Consider the following 18313-nt stretch of genomic DNA (forward strand, 5'->3'; position numbering starts at 1 on the left):
CTTAAAGCTCTTTGTTTTCTTTGGCCAGATTTATCCTAATCTGTAGCTCCTCTGGACGAATGCTATCCGGCGTGGCTTTTAATCGTTGAATTAGTTCGTTTTTTGAAAAGAAAGCTTCTTTCAATGCTTCAAATACGCCTCCTTTGATCATGCTTTTGCTACCGGATGGCGATAGTTCGGGCAATAGACCCAGCTTTTGGCACAAGAAGCCTAGCTCGGAGTGGTATGAGATCTTTTCCGCTGCCTTGCTCAGCTGGTTGATGAGTGCTTCAAAGTCCGGTATGAGCGATTTGGTCTTGATCTGTTCATATTCAAGGTCGAGAAGACTAACCCTTTTCTGGGCAATCTCAATCTTGCGCTCATTGTTGACGATGTGCGTATCTTCCACAATAATCCCCTCTACCCCTTGTTGTGGTGTCCTCTCCGAACCGAACACATAGTCAAAAACCACATCGATGACCCTTCGGTCAAAATCCTGGTCTATTTTGAACTTAATCTCTGGCTTCGCCTTTGCAGTCCTCGATATTGCTGCGGGTTCGCTTACCGGGCTAATTCGTTCTTCACTGTTGGACAGCGAGCCATAGCCGTAGAAATAGCCCAAAAGGGCGAATGCATATTCGCCGTATGCATTTGAGTGCTGTCCAATGATATCTCTCCTAGAAATAAGGATGTTGTTCTGCTGGGCATAATTTCTAAGATAGGCAAAGATATACAGCGGCAATATGGCCGTTGACTTGCCCGATGGAAGCTGCTCAACAAGTTTAAGCGCGGTCTTTCGCTTAATGGCGTCTTTTAAGGCCATACTGATGTCCTTAAGTTTGACCAGCGAAATCGAATCATCGCCGCTATGAACATAAGCGCTGAGGAAATTTTTTAGATCCTCATCGTTAAAATTTTCCCCAACCGCTATTCGGTCGAATATCCATTTTAACAGTACTTTGTCGGGTGGACAGTCGCCTTGAAACAGATATCCATAAAATTCAGATAAGCTATTATTTGACAGTACGGTTCTGCCGAATGCTGGGTCAATGGCCTGCATGGCTAAAAAGAAATGATCAGAAATGGTTTTATAGGTCCCGCTAATGCCCGAGGTCAGGTAGGCGTAATTCCTTAAGAAAGCCAGCAGTCCAAGGATTTTATCGAATTTGGTGAGCTTCCCTAAATGAATGGGTCCTTTTTTTTCAACGGCGTATTCACTGAGATCAATTTTACTAACGCCTAATTCGGGAGTGACTTGCACTAATTGTTCTGGAATGAATCCACCGTCAAAAAGCGCTGCATCGTTAAGAATAGTCTCTTTGTTTTTTTCGGTTCTAACCAGCACCGCAGAGAGGTGCGTGGTGGGTAAAGCAAAGTCCATCAGCGCAATGCTGCCACGAAGGGCTAGCGACTCTTTTTGCGGCTGAGATAACCTGAGTTCAAGCAGAATCATATCCTCATTCGTACTCAAGGCGGAATTGGCGAGTATCAGCTGGTCTTGATAAGCGGACTGCGCGTCGGAAAAGGCACGGTTGTCAAAGTAAACGGAAGGCGCGATGAGCGCCTTTGAAAAATAATGGTAGATATTGCCCTTATGGATTTCCAGATAAACTTTTCCAGAAGGATCAAAGTCCGCTTGGGCCAACTGCCCTACTTTCCCTGTCAGATTTTCAGCTTGACCTTCCTGTCCTGACGATGGGGCAAGTTCGGCAGCACCGCCGCGTTCAGTTGGCTCACCTACAGCTGATGAAATTGCTGCTGGGCTAACCTGAAGGTCAACCTTGTCGATGTGGCTTTGCTCACCTGTGTCTGATGCAGTCTCACTGACCACTTCCATGGAGATATTTTTGGGATTTTGCTTAACCCCTTTTGCTTTTGCTTTGCTGCCTCTCTTTGGTGCCTTTTCAATGACATCGGTGCTCCCCACTCGTTCAATTTCGGACTGTTGATCATTACCGGAAAGCTGCGAATCCTGGGTTTGCCCGGCATTTGGAGCAGCGGAAAATAAATCATCCTCTAGCCCTTTGGGCTGCTGTTTCACATTGGCGTTTTTATTTCTACTTTTTGGCATATCAATATTTTAAAAAGGAAGATCATCATCTTCATCGGGAGCAGGCGGCGTATAAAAGGCCATTACTTCGGGCTTTTGGTGACAGAGTACGAAAAAATCGGTCTTCGCCCTGGTGATGGCCACGTAGTAATGATTAAGGGTTGCCTTAGGCCGCCCGTCTTTGTTTAGCGTGTTGGTGGCGACGTCGGCCCTTTCGAAAAACGGCAAAACCACTACGTCAAACTCCAATCCCTTACAAGATTCAAATGTAGTAATGAATGGCGAACTTAACCTAACTTGCATTGCTTTTTCATCAATTTTGCTCATGCCGTAATAATAGTAAGAAAAAGAGCGTGCCAGCGGGGCGTTCATTGCGCATGAGTAGCCGTTTTGTTCCAAGTGCGTCTTGATGATTGTGATTTCCTCGGTTGAGTGTACTAATATTCCGATGTTACTGTTTGCGTTGGCTTGGATAATCTCCAGCAGGGTATTTAGCTGCTGGGCTTGATTCAGATTTAACCTAATATCCGGCTGATTACCACTCTTGAGTCTATCGGTGTTCATCCTGAGTACTCTGGGGTCGCTTTTCATAAACTCCTTGGCGAATTCAAAGATCTCTTTGGTGTTGCGGTAATTCAACTGGAGATATTGCCGGTCGCTAGCAGGATCTTGGCTTTTTAATGCCTCCAGGATCACATCTTCCAATTCATCAGTGGTGTAATGTCCCTTGTAATTCTGTGCACGATCCGCACCAACGGAGACGACTTCGCTTAAAATGAAAGCATTTTGATAAACGGTCCTGGGTAAATCCTGCCCCTCATCAAAAAAAAGTTCGTCAAACTTGCCCTGTTCGGCCGCGTAGGATTCGAAATTTGTCTTGGTTTCTTCCGCCGCTTCCTGTGGGTTATAGTAAGTGATGTTACTGTAGTGCCAATAGTAAAAAGTGGAGAGCTGATTGTCGACCACTTGGTCAACCTGCTGCTGATCGAAATCACCGAACAGTTCCTCTGAGCGATCCTTGAGTGTTCCTTTGATGGAGTAAATCAAAGCGCGATTGTAGGTGAAGAGCATGATATTCTTTTGTTCTAACACCGTCCTCAAAAAGCGGTAAATGGTGACAACGGTTTTGCCACTTCCGGGGCCTCCAGTAATGAGCATTGGGGTTCTTGGATCATAGGCCAACTGCTGGTCACTATTGAGCGCAGTGATGGCCGGCAAGAAAAACTTAAATTCCGGCATTATATTTTTTTGAGAGGTTAATAAATTTACACCCGGTAAATTGTTCCACAATTCCCTCGGGGCGTTTATACAAAAATATAATTTCTTGCCAAAATCGCTTCATTTTAAGACAATAAAAAATAAATTTGAGTTTTACTAATATTTTTAGTAATTTCATATCAAATACTCATTCCTGGAGAATTGTCCCGAAATACTTACCTTTGCGAAGCGTTTATGAAAAACCGCCCAAAATTCGACCTTTTTAATCCCCCACCCCAGCAGCCTTTACCTGCCGCCGTGGATGTGGTTACGATGCCCGTCCCTATACCCGGCCTGGACTACCGGGAGGATTTTATTACCCCCGAAGAGGAAGACAATTTGCTGGCCAATATTGCGGCAGAGCCCTGGCTGGGTGATCTTAAACGCAGGGTTCAGCACTATGGCTGGAAATACGATTACCGTGCCCGTTCACTGGACTACAACATGTATTTAGGGCCTTTACCGGTGTGGATTGAGGTCATTGCCGATAAACTCATCCAGCAAGGATTGATCAAGGAATGTCCCGACCAGGTGATTATCAATGAATACAAACCCGGTCAAGGCATTGCCAATCACGTTGACTGTGAGCCTTGTTTTGGCGATACGATCATCTCGTTGAGTCTGGGTTCCGCCTGTACAATGAATTTCATTGAATCGCTAAGCAAACAAAAACGCGAGGTAATCTTGAAACCCAGAAGCGTGGTAGCCATCTCCGCACAGGCCCGTTACGACTGGTCACATGGCATTCCAGCACGATTGGCAGATGAAATCGATGGAATCAGGGTAAACCGGTCACTTAGGATATCAATGACCTTTAGAAAGACGATCGTTTAAAGTACTGCGCGAACTCGCCACTCAAATAATATATCCTTTCCGGGTCGTTATGCCTGTTCAGATTTCTCGACATCAGCTCCATTCCCAGATAAATTCCTTATATCGAAATGCTACCGCAACTGTTCGATCTGGAAGTTTATTTCCAAGTTGTTCATATTCTTGGCCAGTTCGTTTAGGGAGAATTTGGCAATATTGGACTCAAATTGGTCTATCTGGGTCAGCAGTGTACGATGACTTTTCGCAGTGTCCTGAACGGCCAGTACAAAAATAAACTTTCGGTTTGTGAATAAGTCGATAAACGCCCTTTTCTTTAAATTCGCAAATTGTGCCCTGACGTTCTGGGAATATTGCGTAGGTCCCTTGCTTGCTGTAACCGTATCGTAAAGTTTGCCTAAAAATTGGTAGCCATTTTTCTCATCTTCCTGTACACGTCTAGCCGCGATCAGTACCTGGGCGCACAGGTCCCGCATGGTATTGGTAAAGCCTTTTTTGACGTGGTAAAAGTAAATATTGTTTTGGTCCCAGCGCAGGATATCACAGACCTCGATGTTCGATGGCGTAAACTTATCAAATACCAGTGCATTGGAGTCACCAATGTAGGAGGCATTATAATCATTTTCCGAGTCATAGCTGCCCGCCCAAGGGCCCATTGCAGGTCCGCGGTATTCTCTTGAAGCCAGGAACGACTTGCAGCTTTCATTGATCTTATCGATCATGGTCTTGCCGATCTCATACCAATCTTTTTCGATGAGAAAGTAACTTTTTAAGTTGTGGCGTTCCTCGGTGCAGTAATGGCTGCGCATTGGGTCGGTGGTTAGCTCTGTTCCAGCATCGTCATAGGTTATGATTGAAGAGAGAGACACGGTCCGTTCAAAGTCGGCTTGGGAAAGCGTGGAATCTACCTTACGAATCTCATCGAGTAGCGTCTGGACCTCTCGAATGGGCTCATCGCTCCTAAAGTCATACTCGTCTCTGCCGATTTTAAAATAAAAAATGGTGTATGTGGAAAGGTAGTACTTCTCGAAGTCCCTGTGGCTGATTTCTACATCACAGATTTTAACGGGATCTAGGTAATTTAGGTATACCTTGCCATCAAGCTGGCCATTTAAGGCTTTAATCAATGGCAGTTTTCCCCTACCGAGTTTTTCTACCGAGTTGATCTCCATTTGTGGGGTGGTCTTGAGCAGGCCCTCACATTTGGTAATGATCTGTAGCAGCTGTTTGAATGAGATCGATTTTTTGATGGAAAAGCTGTTTTTGGCAATGCAGAGGCTTTCGGATTTGATTTCGCCCGAAGTAAAGCCGAATACATTGACAAGCTTGTCTACCGCAACGGTGGCGTTGAGTTCGTTGTAAATGCTACCAAAGCTTTCGTTATCGTAAAGATTATAATCGTTTCTAAAGATCTTGACCGAGCCTAAAATTCCCCCTACCAGGCTTCTTTCCTTTGAGGACCTGAGCGCTTTGTCTTCGGGCTTTAAAATCCGGGCAAGGATCTGCAACCCCAGGTCATTTGTGGCAATGTCTTGGATGACCATGTGCCCGGTGCCGCCGGTGGATGCATAGTAGCATTTGCCCTTTTTGGAATAAAGGAGCAGGATATAACTTTCGTTGTTGGTTTTATCGCTTTTTAAAATTGGCTCACCAGGTTGAGCAATACTTGCAATAAATTCTTTCCACTTGATGTCGCTGGTCTTTTTTTTAAAAAATAGGCTGATATCGTAATTCGAATTTAAATTGGGGGTTACTTTTTGTGCCTTGTATCCTTTGTCCTTCATCAGCTTGGCTAGGTAAGCATCGTTGATGGTTTGGGTAGTGGCTTTGGTGATGCCTTTGCCGGAGATGGTGATGGCATCTTTTAGTAGATAGAAACTGCTTTGGATCTTTTCTGACATGAGGGTTAAAATTAGATGAATTTGAAGCGTTGCAAATCCTCAAGCGACCAGCTGGTGAACTTTAACCAAATAGCTTTGGAGCTTTGCATCGCTAAGATAGGCTCAAATTTTGAAAACCCAATACGGTTTCCCGTAAATTTAGATTTAGCTCGCTTTGAGCTCGTTAGCATCGGCCAAAATCGCAAAATTAATCTTCTACATCTTCCTGAAGTAAAAAGGCTTGCAGATTCTTATATATTGACGTTGAATCATTCGTCAGCCAATAGTAGAATTCTTGGTGTTGATCTTTCAAGGTGTAGAGTAAAAGTAGATGTTCCGCGGAACGAAACCTCGTATCGCGGAAAAGGGCTTCTAGAACGCGTTACGCTTGTTACTTTTCAGATCCGCATTGAGCTCGACGCTATCAATGCAGCTGATCAGAATTTCCCGGTTTTCTGGCGTGTTTTCTACATCCTGAAAGTCAAAACCATGTTCGCGAAGGTCAAAAAGATTAAAACAGGTGAGCACATCTTTTTCGTTTGGATTTTTTTTTCAATAGCAAATCTGCTGACATTTGTTCTAATGCCGTTTTTGCAAAATGGGCAATATCTCGTGAGAAATTGGGTTGTTGTAAGTTGATGAGTGCCACTGAGACGCCTAGGGCGTAGATTTCTTGATCACTAAGTTCATCGAGCTCTTTTTCAAAATCGATCTGCACTTTTCGTTGCCTAAGTTCTCGAGGATGGCTTCGATTTGTGCTTCCTGCTCATTTTTGATATCCAGGCAACGCCTAGCTAAGATGTCTGAAATTTTCAAAATGATTTGAGTTTGTTGTTAATTTAGAAAATAGGTTAAGTAAGGTAATCCAGCCTTGAAAAACATTAAGTTTTCGGGCTCAGATACAAACCAGGCGAAATAATCCCAGGTGATGGCAGCAACGATTTTTTTTAAAAGCCTGCGTTTCGCGGTCGAGATAGGCTGTAACGAAAGTGACGGTATTATGTGGAAATCCTGCGGCATCGGTAAGCTCATAGATGGCTTCCTTTCTCCGATCGCTAACTGGTCCATCGCTAGCCACTACTTCGATAAATACCAGAACCGGGTTGTTAGGTGCTAGATTAAGTAAAATCTTTTTTAATGGTCGTTTTCCGTTGAAAAACTATTTATCGGTTTTTGTAAACTCAAAAAACTATTTTAGCATCACTAAATAAAAACTCTTTACATACTTCGCAATGCATTTGACATCCATCATGGGTTTATTGTCAGGTCTCAAAGCTTCGCAAAATATCTGCTAAAATATGCAAGCAAAAAATAAAATTAATGCCTCGGACTATTTTTAATTTCATGTGAGATGCGTACTATTACAAATTAATTTTCGCTCATGCCTTTAAAACCATTTGATAGCTTTACTATAGCGCCAGAAAAACACGAACGTTTGTGGAAGAACGCAATTATCGTTTTCGACTCTTCTGCACTTTTGGATATGTACTTTTACTCGTCCAAGACTAAACAGGTTGTTATAGATGAGATTTTCAACAAGCTGGATGGAAGGCTATGGATACCTCATCAAGTAAATTACGAATTTTTAAAGAATCGATCAAAGGTCATCCTAAAGCCCGTTGGAAGCTACAAGGTATTGGAAGGAGAACTCAAAGAAACAGTGAATGATATTTATAAAAAATATCAAACCGGAATAAGAGAATTAAAATCAAAGACGAAAAAGGATGACAAGCATCCGGTGCTTGATCAAAACATTTTTCAGGAACTCGACGATATTAACCAGCAGCATGAATCTGCATTAAAAGCACTTGGAGAGAAAATCAAAGAAGCCATAAAAGATCAAACCCTGGAAATCGAACGCACAGCTGAAAACGACATTCTACTAGCGGCAATCGATAAATTCTTTGACGTTGGTGATGAACAGTCTTTTTCTCGACAAATGGCTTTGGTAGAAGAAGGAAAGAAACGCTATGAATTCCAAATTCCACCTGGATATGAAGATGGTACTGGTAAAGATAAAAAAACCGGAACGCAAATATTTGGTGACCTGTTTATTTGGAAGGATATTATTGAGCAGGCCAAGATCACGAAAAAACCAATTGTTTTCATCTGCAACGACCTTAAAGCCGACTGGTGTGAAAAAAACGAAAACACGCCCACCTATGTCGAATACCCAAGACACGAACTGATAAAGGAGATTTGGGACGAAGCTGGTGTCGAATTCTGGATGTACAGTAATCCACAATTACTTTATTTTGCTCAAAAATATCTCCAAAGCGAAATCACTGCTGACCAGATCAAGGAAGTTAATGCAGTCGCTAAGCAAAGAGAAATCTCAAATGAAGATGGCTTAAGTTGCGTTTTTACCTGGCCGGTGGACGAAACAACAGGTATTCCCGGTGAATTTGCTCTCGAAAAATCACTGATGTTTTTGATCGGGCATCAGTACAACCCCCTAAAGGTTGACTGGGGTGATGGATCTCCCCTGGAAATTGTTTCATCAAAGCAAGCCGTTTATCATAAATATCCAGCAGCAGGTCAATATACAGTACGCATCTACGGCTCACTGTTTTGGTTCTGTGCAATGGGAATAGGGCCTGGGCGCGGAATTCAGTTTCCTGCCGTTTCAGAACTTTCCATACCTAATGGTATGAATTTGCACCGTTTGCAATCAGTGTCTGGACATCTGACGACACTAGACCTAAGCACTATGCCAGATTTGGTGCAACTTCTTGTTGGAAACAATCTGTTAACATCGCTCGATGTTAAGCGCTCAGAAAAATTGATGCTTCTCTATTGCGATAATAACCAACTCACGCAACTCGACTTATCAGGTAATTTATTTTTGGAAAGATTGCTGTGCAGTGAAAATAAAATAACACAGTTGGACCTTTCAAAGAACAACATTATCGAGAGGTTGAATTGCCGAGGAAATCTATTGGTAAAGATAGACTTAACCAATAATAATAATCTGGTAGAATTAAACTGCGGTAATAACAGACTCAACAAAGAGGCTTTAGATGATATTTTTGAAAAGTTGCCAAATGTTAATCAGGGAAAATTATGCATCACAGGCAATCCAGGAGCGGATACCTGCAACAGAAAGATTGCACTCGCTAAAGGGTGGAAATTTGAACACAATCCAAATTACCTTCCCGAGTTGGGAAGTTGATGATTATTGCTAACAAAGTTATACCCCAAACAAAACGGTAACCTTGGTTCCCTTCAAAAGCGCTTAAAGACTTCTTAATAATGAATTTCCCTTCTACCATTTTTAATAACATTAGTTAAAAATATTAGAAACATTTTCACAACACAATATTAGATCAAGATCATCCGTTCTAAATGCAGTACCCTTCCGAAAAGTACATTTTATAGGTTAATAGAGCGAGCGGTTGAATTGTGATACAATCAATTGCCCATGAAAAATTTGATTGAAGAAGCCAATTTATTGGATGTTCTTGGCTTCACCATTCCCCTACCCTCACATTTGCAGAGTCGTTTAAATGAGGATATTCTAACTCAAGAATTCAGAAGAAAGCATTATCTATTAAGGCCAGGTGAAATTTGCAAAAGATTATACTTTGTTTGTTCAGGTTTTATTAGAGCCTATTTCATCGACCAAAATGGAAAAGAATGCACAACTTGGTTTGTCGGAAAGGGAGATTTAGTAATATCTGCCAATAGTTTTTTCAATCAACAGCCTAGTTATGAATATATTCAAGTTTTAAAGAATTGTAAACTTCAATCTTTGACCTGGCATCAAATAAACGCTTTATACGCCGAGTTCCATGAAGGCAATCTTCTCGGAAGGATATTTATTCAAAAATATTTTATAAATAGTGAGGAAAGATCAATGTTTCTCAGAATACAACAACCAGAAGAAAGGTATGATAGGGTAATGTCGGCACATCCAGATTTAAATCTTCAAACTACACAAACAAATATTGCATCTTACTTAGCGCTCAGCCGAGAGACTTTGAGTAGAATTAGAAGAAAAAAAATTAGTAAAGTTTGAGACACACATATTATAATGAATGCAATGATCTAAAGCTATTATGATTTGATTTCATCATAATCAGAATTGAAAAAACTGGATAAAGTGTAGTCTATCTTATTCAATATTTTAATAAGAGTTGAAATCCTTAAATCTTGTGAGCCAGTTTCGTATTTACCATATTGAGCTCTATCAATATCATAATGATGTGCGAATTTATCAGAATTACTAAATCCTAAACTTTTACGAATATACTTAAGCCTTATACCAATCTTTTTAATATCATTTGGCAGCAGTTTATCGTCTAAAGTTTTTTTAACATTTTTTCCCACAGGGCACTAATGTGAAAAAAAAGTATCCCAAATTTTACTCTTAATTAAGAGTATTTATTATATTTGATTAATAATTAAGGTATTATCAAAGAGTCTCTCTTGACAAATTCTCACATAAATTAGAGCAGAGACAATAGATTTATGCCTATAGCGACTTTTTGTGTATTTTCGTACGCACTATAGCGCTATGGGCTCTATTGTAATTCCAAGCTCCTGGCTGTGAGAAGCCTGTCAAGATGGTTTTTAGAGCCCAGCTATAGTGTTCTAACCGCCCGAAGACTCGTAAACAAATACGAGCAATGAACAAAGCAACCATCATCAATTATCCTTACAGCCAACTCTGGCCAGGGCCACGCTTTGCTCGCTCCCCTCAAATCTTTCATTCACACAATGAAACCATTTCCACCTATCCCTTCGACCGGCTCTACGCCCTAAAACCCAAAAACCCCGTTTAGCTAACCTAAACCCGCCGACCTGAGATTAAACAAATTGGTTCTTTGATAATGCCTAAGTCGGCGGGTTTATCTATGATATCAGTTCAACAAGCTATCTATCACCAATCAAAATACCACCAACTAACCAAAACCCACATGAAATAAAGATACCGGCCAGGCAGGGTCTCATGGCAACCAGTTAATGATTAATAATTTCTACATGAGCCCTGTCCTGGTTTTTTAACCCCTAACCTAGGGCAATCTTACCAAAACCAACCAAATGAAAAAAACAACAATATTTATTGTATGGGAATCCCTTTGCCCAAAATTTCGCAGACCACCCAAGGCATCCCAAGGAGAAAAATCAGCAGAAATGGCTGACTATATTGCTTTGAAACAATTCTCGCTGGCCTGCATCCGCCTGGAGTTGTTATTAAGACGTGCTGCATTAAGATCCATGCTCGTCATAACTTTCATAGCACTACTATCCTCGCAGCTAAATGCTCAAGACAAATCCTACACGCTTTCTGGCCAGGTTACTGATATGAACGGAAAAGCATTAAGTAGCGTCACCATCCAGCTTGAAGGTAGCACCAATACCGTAAAAAGTGATGAAGAAGGACGTTTTAGTTTAAATGTCCCCGCTTCAAAAGGCACCTTGCTCATCAGACTTCTTGGCTACAAACCAATTTCAAAAACCTTTGATGCGGCCACCACTAAGCCCACAACCATCCGCCTGGAAGAAGATTCCAGCGAACTTGAAGAAGTCACCATCATCAGCAACGGTTACCAAAGGGTAGATAAGAGTAAAGCCACAGGCAGTTATACCACCATCGACAGCACTTTGATTAACCGCAGCGTATCTTCCAATATTTTAGACCGGCTGGATGGCGTAACCAGCGGACTGATTTTTAACCGCAGCAAAACCCAGGGCAATCAAAGTGATCTCAACATCCGTGGCCGCAGCACCATCAATGGAGAAGACAAGCCACTCATTATCCTGGATAATTTCCCCTATGAAGGCAACATCAATAACATCAACCCCAATGACATCAAAGACATCACCGTATTAAAAGATGCCGCGGCAGCCTCCATCTGGGGCACACGTGCCGGTAACGGCGTCATTGTCATTACCACTTATAAAGGCAATTACAATTCCAGCCAGCAGATTAACTTGAGCACCAATTTCACCCTGGCGGACCAACCCAACCTGCACCGTGTACCCTGGTTCAGTCCGCAAGAATGGATCGGCATTGAAAAATTCCTTTACGATAAAGGGGCTTATGCCTCCACCATCAGCTCCATCTATTCCCCCATCTCCCCTGCGGTAGAAATTTTTGAACAGCGCCGCAAGGGACTGATCTCCCGGACAGACTCACTCACCAGGATCAACCAGCTAAAAAATAATGACATCAGAAGTGAAATGATGGAGTATTTAACCCGTCCAAGCTTTAATCAGCAATATGCCCTCAACGTCAGCGGCGGCAGCCCGTCCAGCCAGTATTTCGTATCAGCAGGTTACGATCAATACCAGAGCACCAAAATCACCGACAGCTATCGCCGCACCACCCTTACCGCAAACCATTCCTTTAAAGCGCTAAGCAACCGGCTCGAGATCAGTACCGGAATTAATTTTTCGGCTTCCAATACCCTATCAGGCATCGACAGCTATTCCCCGCTTTCTCCATACGACCGGCTCATGGGTGAAGACGGGCAGGCACTTGCGGTACGCAATAACCTGCGGTTAGGCTACGCCGATACCGCCGGAAAAAGTAAACTCCTCGACTGGAAATACCGCCCGCTGGATGAGGCGCGCAGCGGCGGAAAACTCACACAAAATAGCTACCTCATAAATGCAGGGCTGAGCTATAACATTATCAAAGGACTAAAGGCCACTGCGCTTTACCAGTACCAACTTCAGCAAAGCAGCGCCACCGCGATTTATGATGAACAGTCCTATTATACCCGTAACCTGATCAACAGCCTGAGCAGCATCGATGCGGCCGGAAACCTTATACGGGTTATCCCCCTGGGCAGCATCCAGCGACAGAATGATACCCGCTACCACTCGGACTATGCCCGCCTGCAACTGAACTTTGACCGTGACCTTGCTGAAAACCACCAGCTCACCGCCATTGCAGGATTCGAAGTGCGGGACAACCAGACCGATAACCTCTCGCAAAGCCTTTACGGGCTGAATGAATCCATTGGCATCAATTCCAACGCCAACATTGACTTTACCAAAGACTATCCGCTATATTATAGTCCGAGCGCCACTATGCGCATAGACCCCGGACAAAAAAGCGGATACCTGATTGACCGATACCGCTCAGTGTATGCCAGCGCCAATTACAGCTATCTAAAGCGGTACGTACTTTCCTTAAGCATCAGAAAAGATGAATCCAATCTTTTTGGCGTCAAGCCCAACCAAAAAGGCGTACCGCTATGGTCGGCAGGACTCAGCTGGGATGTCGGAAAAGAAGAGTTTTATTATATCAAATCCTTTCCCACCCTTAAACTTCGGGCAAGTTATGGCTATACCGGAAACGTCAGTAAAAGCATCAGCGCATACCTGACCGCAACAGCCATCGGCAACAACATCTATGGCGCGCCATTCAGCTATATCGTCAATCCACCCAACCCCTCGCTAAAATGGGAGCAGATTAAAATCATCAACCTCGGCCTTGATTTTGCCATGCCCAAAGTACTCTCGGGAAGCATCGAGCCATACCTGAAATATGGATCAGACCTATTCGGCACCAGCCCGCTTGTCCCACAGACAGGCGTACTAACTTTCCAGGGTAATTTTGCAAACACAATCACCAAAGGGCTGGATGTCACCTTAAATGCCCGCCTAAACATTGGCGAAGTCAACTGGCAGGCAAACCTGCTCTATTCGGCAGTGCAGAGCAAGGTCACCAGATACACCGCCTCTACTTCCACCAACGCCAACGTTGTGCAACAGAGCTATAACAACCCCATTGAAGGCAATCCGTATTTTGCCATCTACGGCTACAAATGGGCTGGATTGGATGATAAAGGAGATCCGCAGATTTACTTTAACGGGGCGAAAAGCAAAAATTACGCCGCCATCAATAATTCCACGGACCTGAGCAACATTTCGCTTATCGGATCAGCGGTACCCACACATTTCGGTGGTTTCAGGAACACATTTTCATTCAAAGGATTTGAACTATCGGCCAACATCACCTTCCGGCTCGGCTATTACTTCAGGCGAAGCTCGCTGGATAATGGCGCGGTTTACAGTACGAGCGGGTTTCAGTATGCCGTTGACTATGATAAACGCTGGCAAAAGCCGGGCGATGAAAACCTGACCGATGTCCCCGCGCTCCTCTACCCCAATGTCTCCCAGCGCAGCACGGTCTACCGTTATGCGGATATCCTGGTTGAAAAAGCAGATAACATCAAGCTGCAGGATGTACGCCTGGCCTACAGAACTCGCCTGGGCAGCAAAAGCCGAAGCCTGTTCAAAGACCTACAGCTCTACGTCTATTTTACCAATCTGGGTTATGTATGGAAAGCAAACCGCTATGATATTGATCCGGACAACCAGGCCAACGCTTTAAGCAATATTCCCAGCCCGCTAACCATTTCATTTGGACTTAAAACAAGCTTATAAATTTATGAAAACGCACCAAAACTTATGGATAATCACCCTATTAACCTGCACGCTTTTCTCCTGCCGGAAAGATTTCCTGGATCAAAAGCCATCCTCAGACATCCTGGCCCCGAAAACGCTGACTGAACTGCAGGGGATTCTTGAGGCCGCGGAAAGAATTTGCCCCACCGGCGGACTGCCACAGCTTTCCTGTGATGATTACCTGATTATTGCCGACCAAAACTATAATGCGCTGATCACCGCCACCCAGCGCAACGCCTATACCTGGCAGAAAAACCTTTATGAAGGAGAAAAAGTGGAAGACTGGAATTCGCCCTACCAGACTATTTTTTATGCCAACAGCGTGCTGGAGGTATTGGCTGAACAAAATTATGCAAACCCGGCAGAGGCCAACCGGATCAAAGGATGGGCCTATTTTGTACGTGCTTATGCCTATTACGACCTGGCCAAAAACTTTTGCAGAGTGTATAGTCACACCGCCGGGAATGACCTTGGACTACCGCTCCGGAAAAATGCCAGCGTGGATGTCATCGAAAAACGCTCGAGCCTGGAAGAAACCTTCCGCTTTATCCTATCGGACCTGGATGCCTCATTGCCCCTGCTGAATCCGCTGGTCGAACCGTTAAACAAAAACCGGCCTTCAAAAGCTGCCAGCTGGGCCATGAAAGCCCGGGTGTATTTGTATATGGGGGATTACCGATTAGCCGAGGCCAGCGCAGATAGTGCACTGCTTTATCACGATAGGCTCATTGATTTTAGTACCATAAGCACCAGTTCGGACACCCCTTTCAGCCACAATGCGGCCGAAGTGATCTATCATTCCAATCAGATTGGCGCCTATTCTTCCACAACCGGCACCGGTAACCGTCCTGATATTGAAGTCAATCCCGAACTCTACCAAAGTTTTGCTGCTGAGGACTTAAGAAAATCAATATTTTTCCGCACCAATACCCTGGGCAGGATTAACGTCAAAAGAGGATTTATGAGTGCTGGAATCTACCAGTTCAGCGGACTGGCCTGCGATGAGTTATACCTGATCAAAGCAGAATGCCTGGCAAGGAAAGGTGAAACGGGATTAAGCCTACAATATTTAAACAGGCTGCTTTCTACCCGTTTCAAAAAGACTCCCAACTTTCAGCCGCTTACCGCCGCTACCGCGGCTGAAGCATTAAACATCATCCTCCGGGAACGCCGAAAAGAGCTGATCTGGAGAGGCATCCGCTGGTCAGATCTGAAAAGGTTAAACCGTGAAGGTGCTACCATCACTTTAAGCAGATCCGTTAACGGAAAGACCTATACCCTGAGCCCGAATGACGCCCGGTACGCCTTCCCCATTCCCGAACAGGAAATTAACCAAAGTGGCATTGAACAAAATTAAAAACCAAAAAAAGATGAAATTTATAATCACTATCCTTTTAAGTATCCTCATTCAGGATGTCTACGCCATTACAAAGCAACACTCCAATAATGCCCGTCAAAACCGCGTACATTTTATTGTCCACCATCTCGATCCGCAGAACGCAAAAGATAAGCGCATGTTAAAACTCAGCTGCGCGCAGGTTCCTTCGGTTGCGCACATTGTTTACAACACCACCGACACCGTGTTTAGCGACAGCGTGAATGAAAGGTCTTTTGATCTCAATATTCCTGCGTCCAAAGTTGGCCTGCGCATCGATTACACCATCAATGGCCTCACTGGCAAAGCCTACAGAGATTTTATACAGGATTACCTGATTCATTCTGGCGATACCATAGAGCTATTTCTGGATAAGGACTCACTCCATTTTGGAGGCAAAAGCGCAAAGCTGCTCAATTTGCAAAGTGAACTCTTCGAATTGCAACGCCCAAACCTGCCTGCATTATCCAACGAAAGTTCAGTATATTTTAAAACGGTAGACCGTACGTTTGAGGCGGCGCTATATAAGCAGCTCCAGTTTATAGAAAAGCATAAAGCAGCGTTTAGTGAAAACTTCTACCGGTATCTTAAAAACCAGGCCATGGGCTATTGGTACTTCATGAGTGTAAAGCAAATATTGGGCGCCCCCTTCAACGGACCTGCATTTGGCGAAAAAGCGATAAAATATTACCTGGACAACCCATTGAGGTTTGCAATTCCGAAAGACGAAGATCTCGACCAGTCCTCGAATTTTATTGACTTCCTATACCACAAAGAGCGGCTGGATTACGAGGCCTTTCATCCGACCCTAAACTTTGAAAGAAAAGGTGGCGCAACCATCATGGACAATATCTCCTGCAAATATACCGGACGCGTCCGAGACCGCCTGTTAGTGGTCGCATTCGTTCATTTATCGAAATCCTACTTAGACGTCAGCGACTACTTTTTCAAACATCAAAACCTGATACCACCATCATCCCCCTATTTTGAAGTCTATACGAAAATCAAGCGAGCGTTCGACCCAAGTAAGCCGGCCTATAATTTTGCATTGCCAGACAGTACGGGAAAAATCGTAAAGCTAAGCGATTTTAAAGGGAAAGTGGTTTTAATTGATTTCTGGTTCACCGGATGTTTGCCATGCAAGTACCTCACTGCAGCAATGGTTCCGGTTTTGAAGCATTTTAGCAAAAAGCAACTGGTCATGTTAACGGTAAGCGTTAACAAGAACAAGGAATTATGGATTGAATCGCTAAAGTCAGGCGAATATACCCACCCGGGTAGTATCAATTTATTAGCGCTTGGTGGAAATGATCCTATCCTCAAGAATTTCAATGTAACAGCCTATCCAAGACTGATGTTAATCGATAAAAACGGCAAGTTCGCCTCGATAAAACTGCCTACTCCTCATACACCTGAAGGAAAAACAGAGCTCATTGCAACCATAGACAAAGCGATAGACAAATAAAATCTGGATGGCAGACTAGATCAAAAATATAACTATCTAATCTTAAACTGTTTAGAATGCTGGTTAGAAAAAAATTGGGTAGTGCGACGCACTACCCAATTACTGCTTAGTTAAAGTAACTTCCGGCTGAAGAACCTGGATATTTGGTTGCTCCAGCATCTTGTGCTTCCTGCTCAGTTATGTTTAGCGGAGGAGTCGGATTAGGTGAATCGATTTGCACCACGCATTCTTGAGTAGCTACCGCGTCACAAAGACCAGTCGGATTAGGTGTACCGGTGATTTTCTCATAGCGCTGGTTAAGCACATTCCAACCATAATTTACGGTTGCAAATTTGGATGCTTTTTCTGCTTTTGTTTCTTTAAAAGCACTGAAACTTAATGTTAAGGCAATCGCTGCGATGCCTAAAAACAATCTTTTAATGTTGTTCATGATTTTTAAATTTTAAATGTAAATGTTAAGGTAATTTCCTGATCCGGAGCGCCAGCGCTGCAAGGCCAATAAAGCCCAGGTTAAACAGCAGGTGCGCCCGCCAGGATAAACTTTCAATGATACCACCACAATGACAGGGCAACCTATCCAGCCAAATCAATGCTGCTAATATGTAAAGCGTGAACAAAACCATCACGCCAATAAAACCCCATAAACCTATCTTGTTCGTCTGGGGGATGAGTAAAAGCAGCGCGGTGAGAAGCTCCGCGGCGGGCACCGCCCAGCTTAGCGGCAATGCCCAATTACCGATAAAGCTGACCCTGGCAAGCCCTTCCAAAAACCTTTCGTGGTCCAATATTTTCTCCCGCGCTGTATAGACAAATAAACTCAGGCAAACCAGGCTAATCAGTACCTGAAAAAGGTCCCGCAACCACGGCTGTAGTTTTCCCGGATATAACCTGCTCATTTTTATGCTTATCATTCATTCTAGTTTGGTATTCATCAATTAGAGGTGGCCTCCACCACCATAAGCCATTGGCTTATTTATGCTATATTTTATTTTCCAATCCTCCTTTCTTTTTAAGCCTGCAAAAGCAGTTCGGTTTACTTAGATAAAGTTCGGGCA

At 43.6% G+C, this 18313-nt stretch carries 14 protein-coding genes; 7 read left to right on the forward strand and 7 right to left on the reverse strand.

Going from position 1 to position 18313, the window contains the following annotated elements; genetic code table 11:
* Position 1: 1 nt before the first annotated feature.
* Both U859_RS0115995 and U859_RS0116000 read right to left on the reverse strand, forming a co-directional pair.
* Positions 2–2050 carry a hypothetical protein gene (locus U859_RS0115995; protein ID WP_025144349.1) on the reverse strand — a complete coding sequence of 683 codons (2049 nt, stop codon included), beginning with the start codon at positions 2048–2050 and terminating at the stop codon, positions 2–4.
* A gap of 9 nt (positions 2051–2059) precedes the next feature.
* Positions 2060–3268 carry a 3'-5' exonuclease gene (locus U859_RS0116000; RefSeq protein WP_025144350.1) on the reverse strand — a complete coding sequence of 403 codons (1209 nt, stop codon included), beginning with the start codon at positions 3266–3268 and terminating at the stop codon, positions 2060–2062.
* A 213-nt stretch (positions 3269–3481) separates the two neighbouring features.
* Here U859_RS0116000 and U859_RS0116010 point away from each other — a divergent pair, with 213 nt between their 5' ends.
* Positions 3482–4120 (forward strand): alpha-ketoglutarate-dependent dioxygenase AlkB, encoded by a 639-nt coding sequence (locus U859_RS0116010; RefSeq protein WP_025144351.1) that lies wholly within the window; start codon positions 3482–3484, stop codon positions 4118–4120.
* Between the two features lie 110 nt (positions 4121–4230).
* Here U859_RS0116010 and U859_RS0116015 read toward each other — a convergent pair whose 3' ends face one another.
* Positions 4231–6015, reverse strand: a complete 1785-nt coding sequence (locus U859_RS0116015; RefSeq protein ID WP_025144352.1) for a DUF6119 family protein — start codon at positions 6013–6015, stop codon at positions 4231–4233.
* Positions 6016–6030: 15 nt separating this feature from the next.
* On the opposite strand from U859_RS0116015, the gene U859_RS0116020 reads away from it, so the two are divergent.
* The gene (locus tag U859_RS0116020) at positions 6031–6633 is read left to right on the forward strand and encodes a hypothetical protein (protein ID WP_025144353.1); all 603 of its coding nucleotides are present in this window, start codon (positions 6031–6033) and stop codon (positions 6631–6633) included.
* A gap of 256 nt (positions 6634–6889) precedes the next feature.
* Here the strand turns inward: U859_RS0116020 and U859_RS32665 are convergent, their stop codons facing one another.
* Complete coding sequence (locus tag U859_RS32665; protein WP_115684155.1) at positions 6890–7123, reverse strand: BsuBI/PstI family type II restriction endonuclease; 234 nt, start codon at positions 7121–7123, stop codon at positions 6890–6892.
* A 252-nt stretch (positions 7124–7375) separates the two neighbouring features.
* On the opposite strand from U859_RS32665, the gene U859_RS0116030 reads away from it, so the two are divergent.
* Positions 7376–9166 carry a PIN-like domain-containing protein gene (locus U859_RS0116030; protein WP_025144355.1) on the forward strand — a complete coding sequence of 597 codons (1791 nt, stop codon included), beginning with the start codon at positions 7376–7378 and terminating at the stop codon, positions 9164–9166.
* 249 nt (positions 9167–9415) lie between these two features.
* The gene (locus U859_RS0116035; protein ID WP_025144356.1) at positions 9416–10012 is read left to right on the forward strand and encodes a Crp/Fnr family transcriptional regulator; all 597 of its coding nucleotides are present in this window, start codon (positions 9416–9418) and stop codon (positions 10010–10012) included.
* Positions 10013–10050: 38 nt separating this feature from the next.
* Here the strand turns inward: U859_RS0116035 and U859_RS30485 are convergent, their stop codons facing one another.
* Positions 10051–10323, reverse strand: a complete 273-nt coding sequence (locus U859_RS30485; protein ID WP_025144357.1) for a helix-turn-helix domain-containing protein — start codon at positions 10321–10323, stop codon at positions 10051–10053.
* Positions 10324–11037: 714 nt separating this feature from the next.
* Between U859_RS30485 and U859_RS0116045 the strand changes: the two genes are divergently transcribed.
* Genes U859_RS0116045 through U859_RS0116055 form a run of 3 tightly spaced genes read left to right on the forward strand, consistent with a single transcriptional unit; the run spans position 11038 to position 17258 of the window.
* Complete coding sequence (locus U859_RS0116045; RefSeq protein WP_025144358.1) at positions 11038–14397, forward strand: SusC/RagA family TonB-linked outer membrane protein; 3360 nt, start codon at positions 11038–11040, stop codon at positions 14395–14397.
* Positions 14398–14401: 4 nt separating this feature from the next.
* Positions 14402–15775 (forward strand): RagB/SusD family nutrient uptake outer membrane protein, encoded by a 1374-nt coding sequence (locus U859_RS0116050; RefSeq protein WP_025144359.1) that lies wholly within the window; start codon positions 14402–14404, stop codon positions 15773–15775.
* Positions 15762–17258, forward strand: coding sequence for a TlpA family protein disulfide reductase (locus U859_RS0116055; RefSeq protein ID WP_025144360.1), 1497 nt, complete (start codon positions 15762–15764; stop codon positions 17256–17258). The genes U859_RS0116050 and U859_RS0116055 overlap by 14 nt, the downstream gene beginning before the upstream one ends.
* 106 nt (positions 17259–17364) lie before the next feature.
* Here the strand turns inward: U859_RS0116055 and U859_RS0116060 are convergent, their stop codons facing one another.
* Together U859_RS0116060 and U859_RS0116065 are read right to left on the reverse strand one after the other, a co-directional pair.
* Positions 17365–17688, reverse strand: coding sequence for a hypothetical protein (locus U859_RS0116060; RefSeq protein WP_025144361.1), 324 nt, complete (start codon positions 17686–17688; stop codon positions 17365–17367).
* Positions 17689–17713: 25 nt separating this feature from the next.
* On the reverse strand, positions 17714–18169 hold the full coding sequence (locus tag U859_RS0116065; protein ID WP_115684156.1) for a MauE/DoxX family redox-associated membrane protein: 456 nt from the start codon (positions 18167–18169) through the stop codon (positions 17714–17716).
* Positions 18170–18313: the final 144 nt, after the last annotated feature.

The sequence above is a fragment of the Pedobacter jeongneungensis genome, assembly GCF_000633455.1.
GTDB lineage: Bacteria > Bacteroidota > Bacteroidia > Sphingobacteriales > Sphingobacteriaceae > Pedobacter > Pedobacter jeongneungensis_A.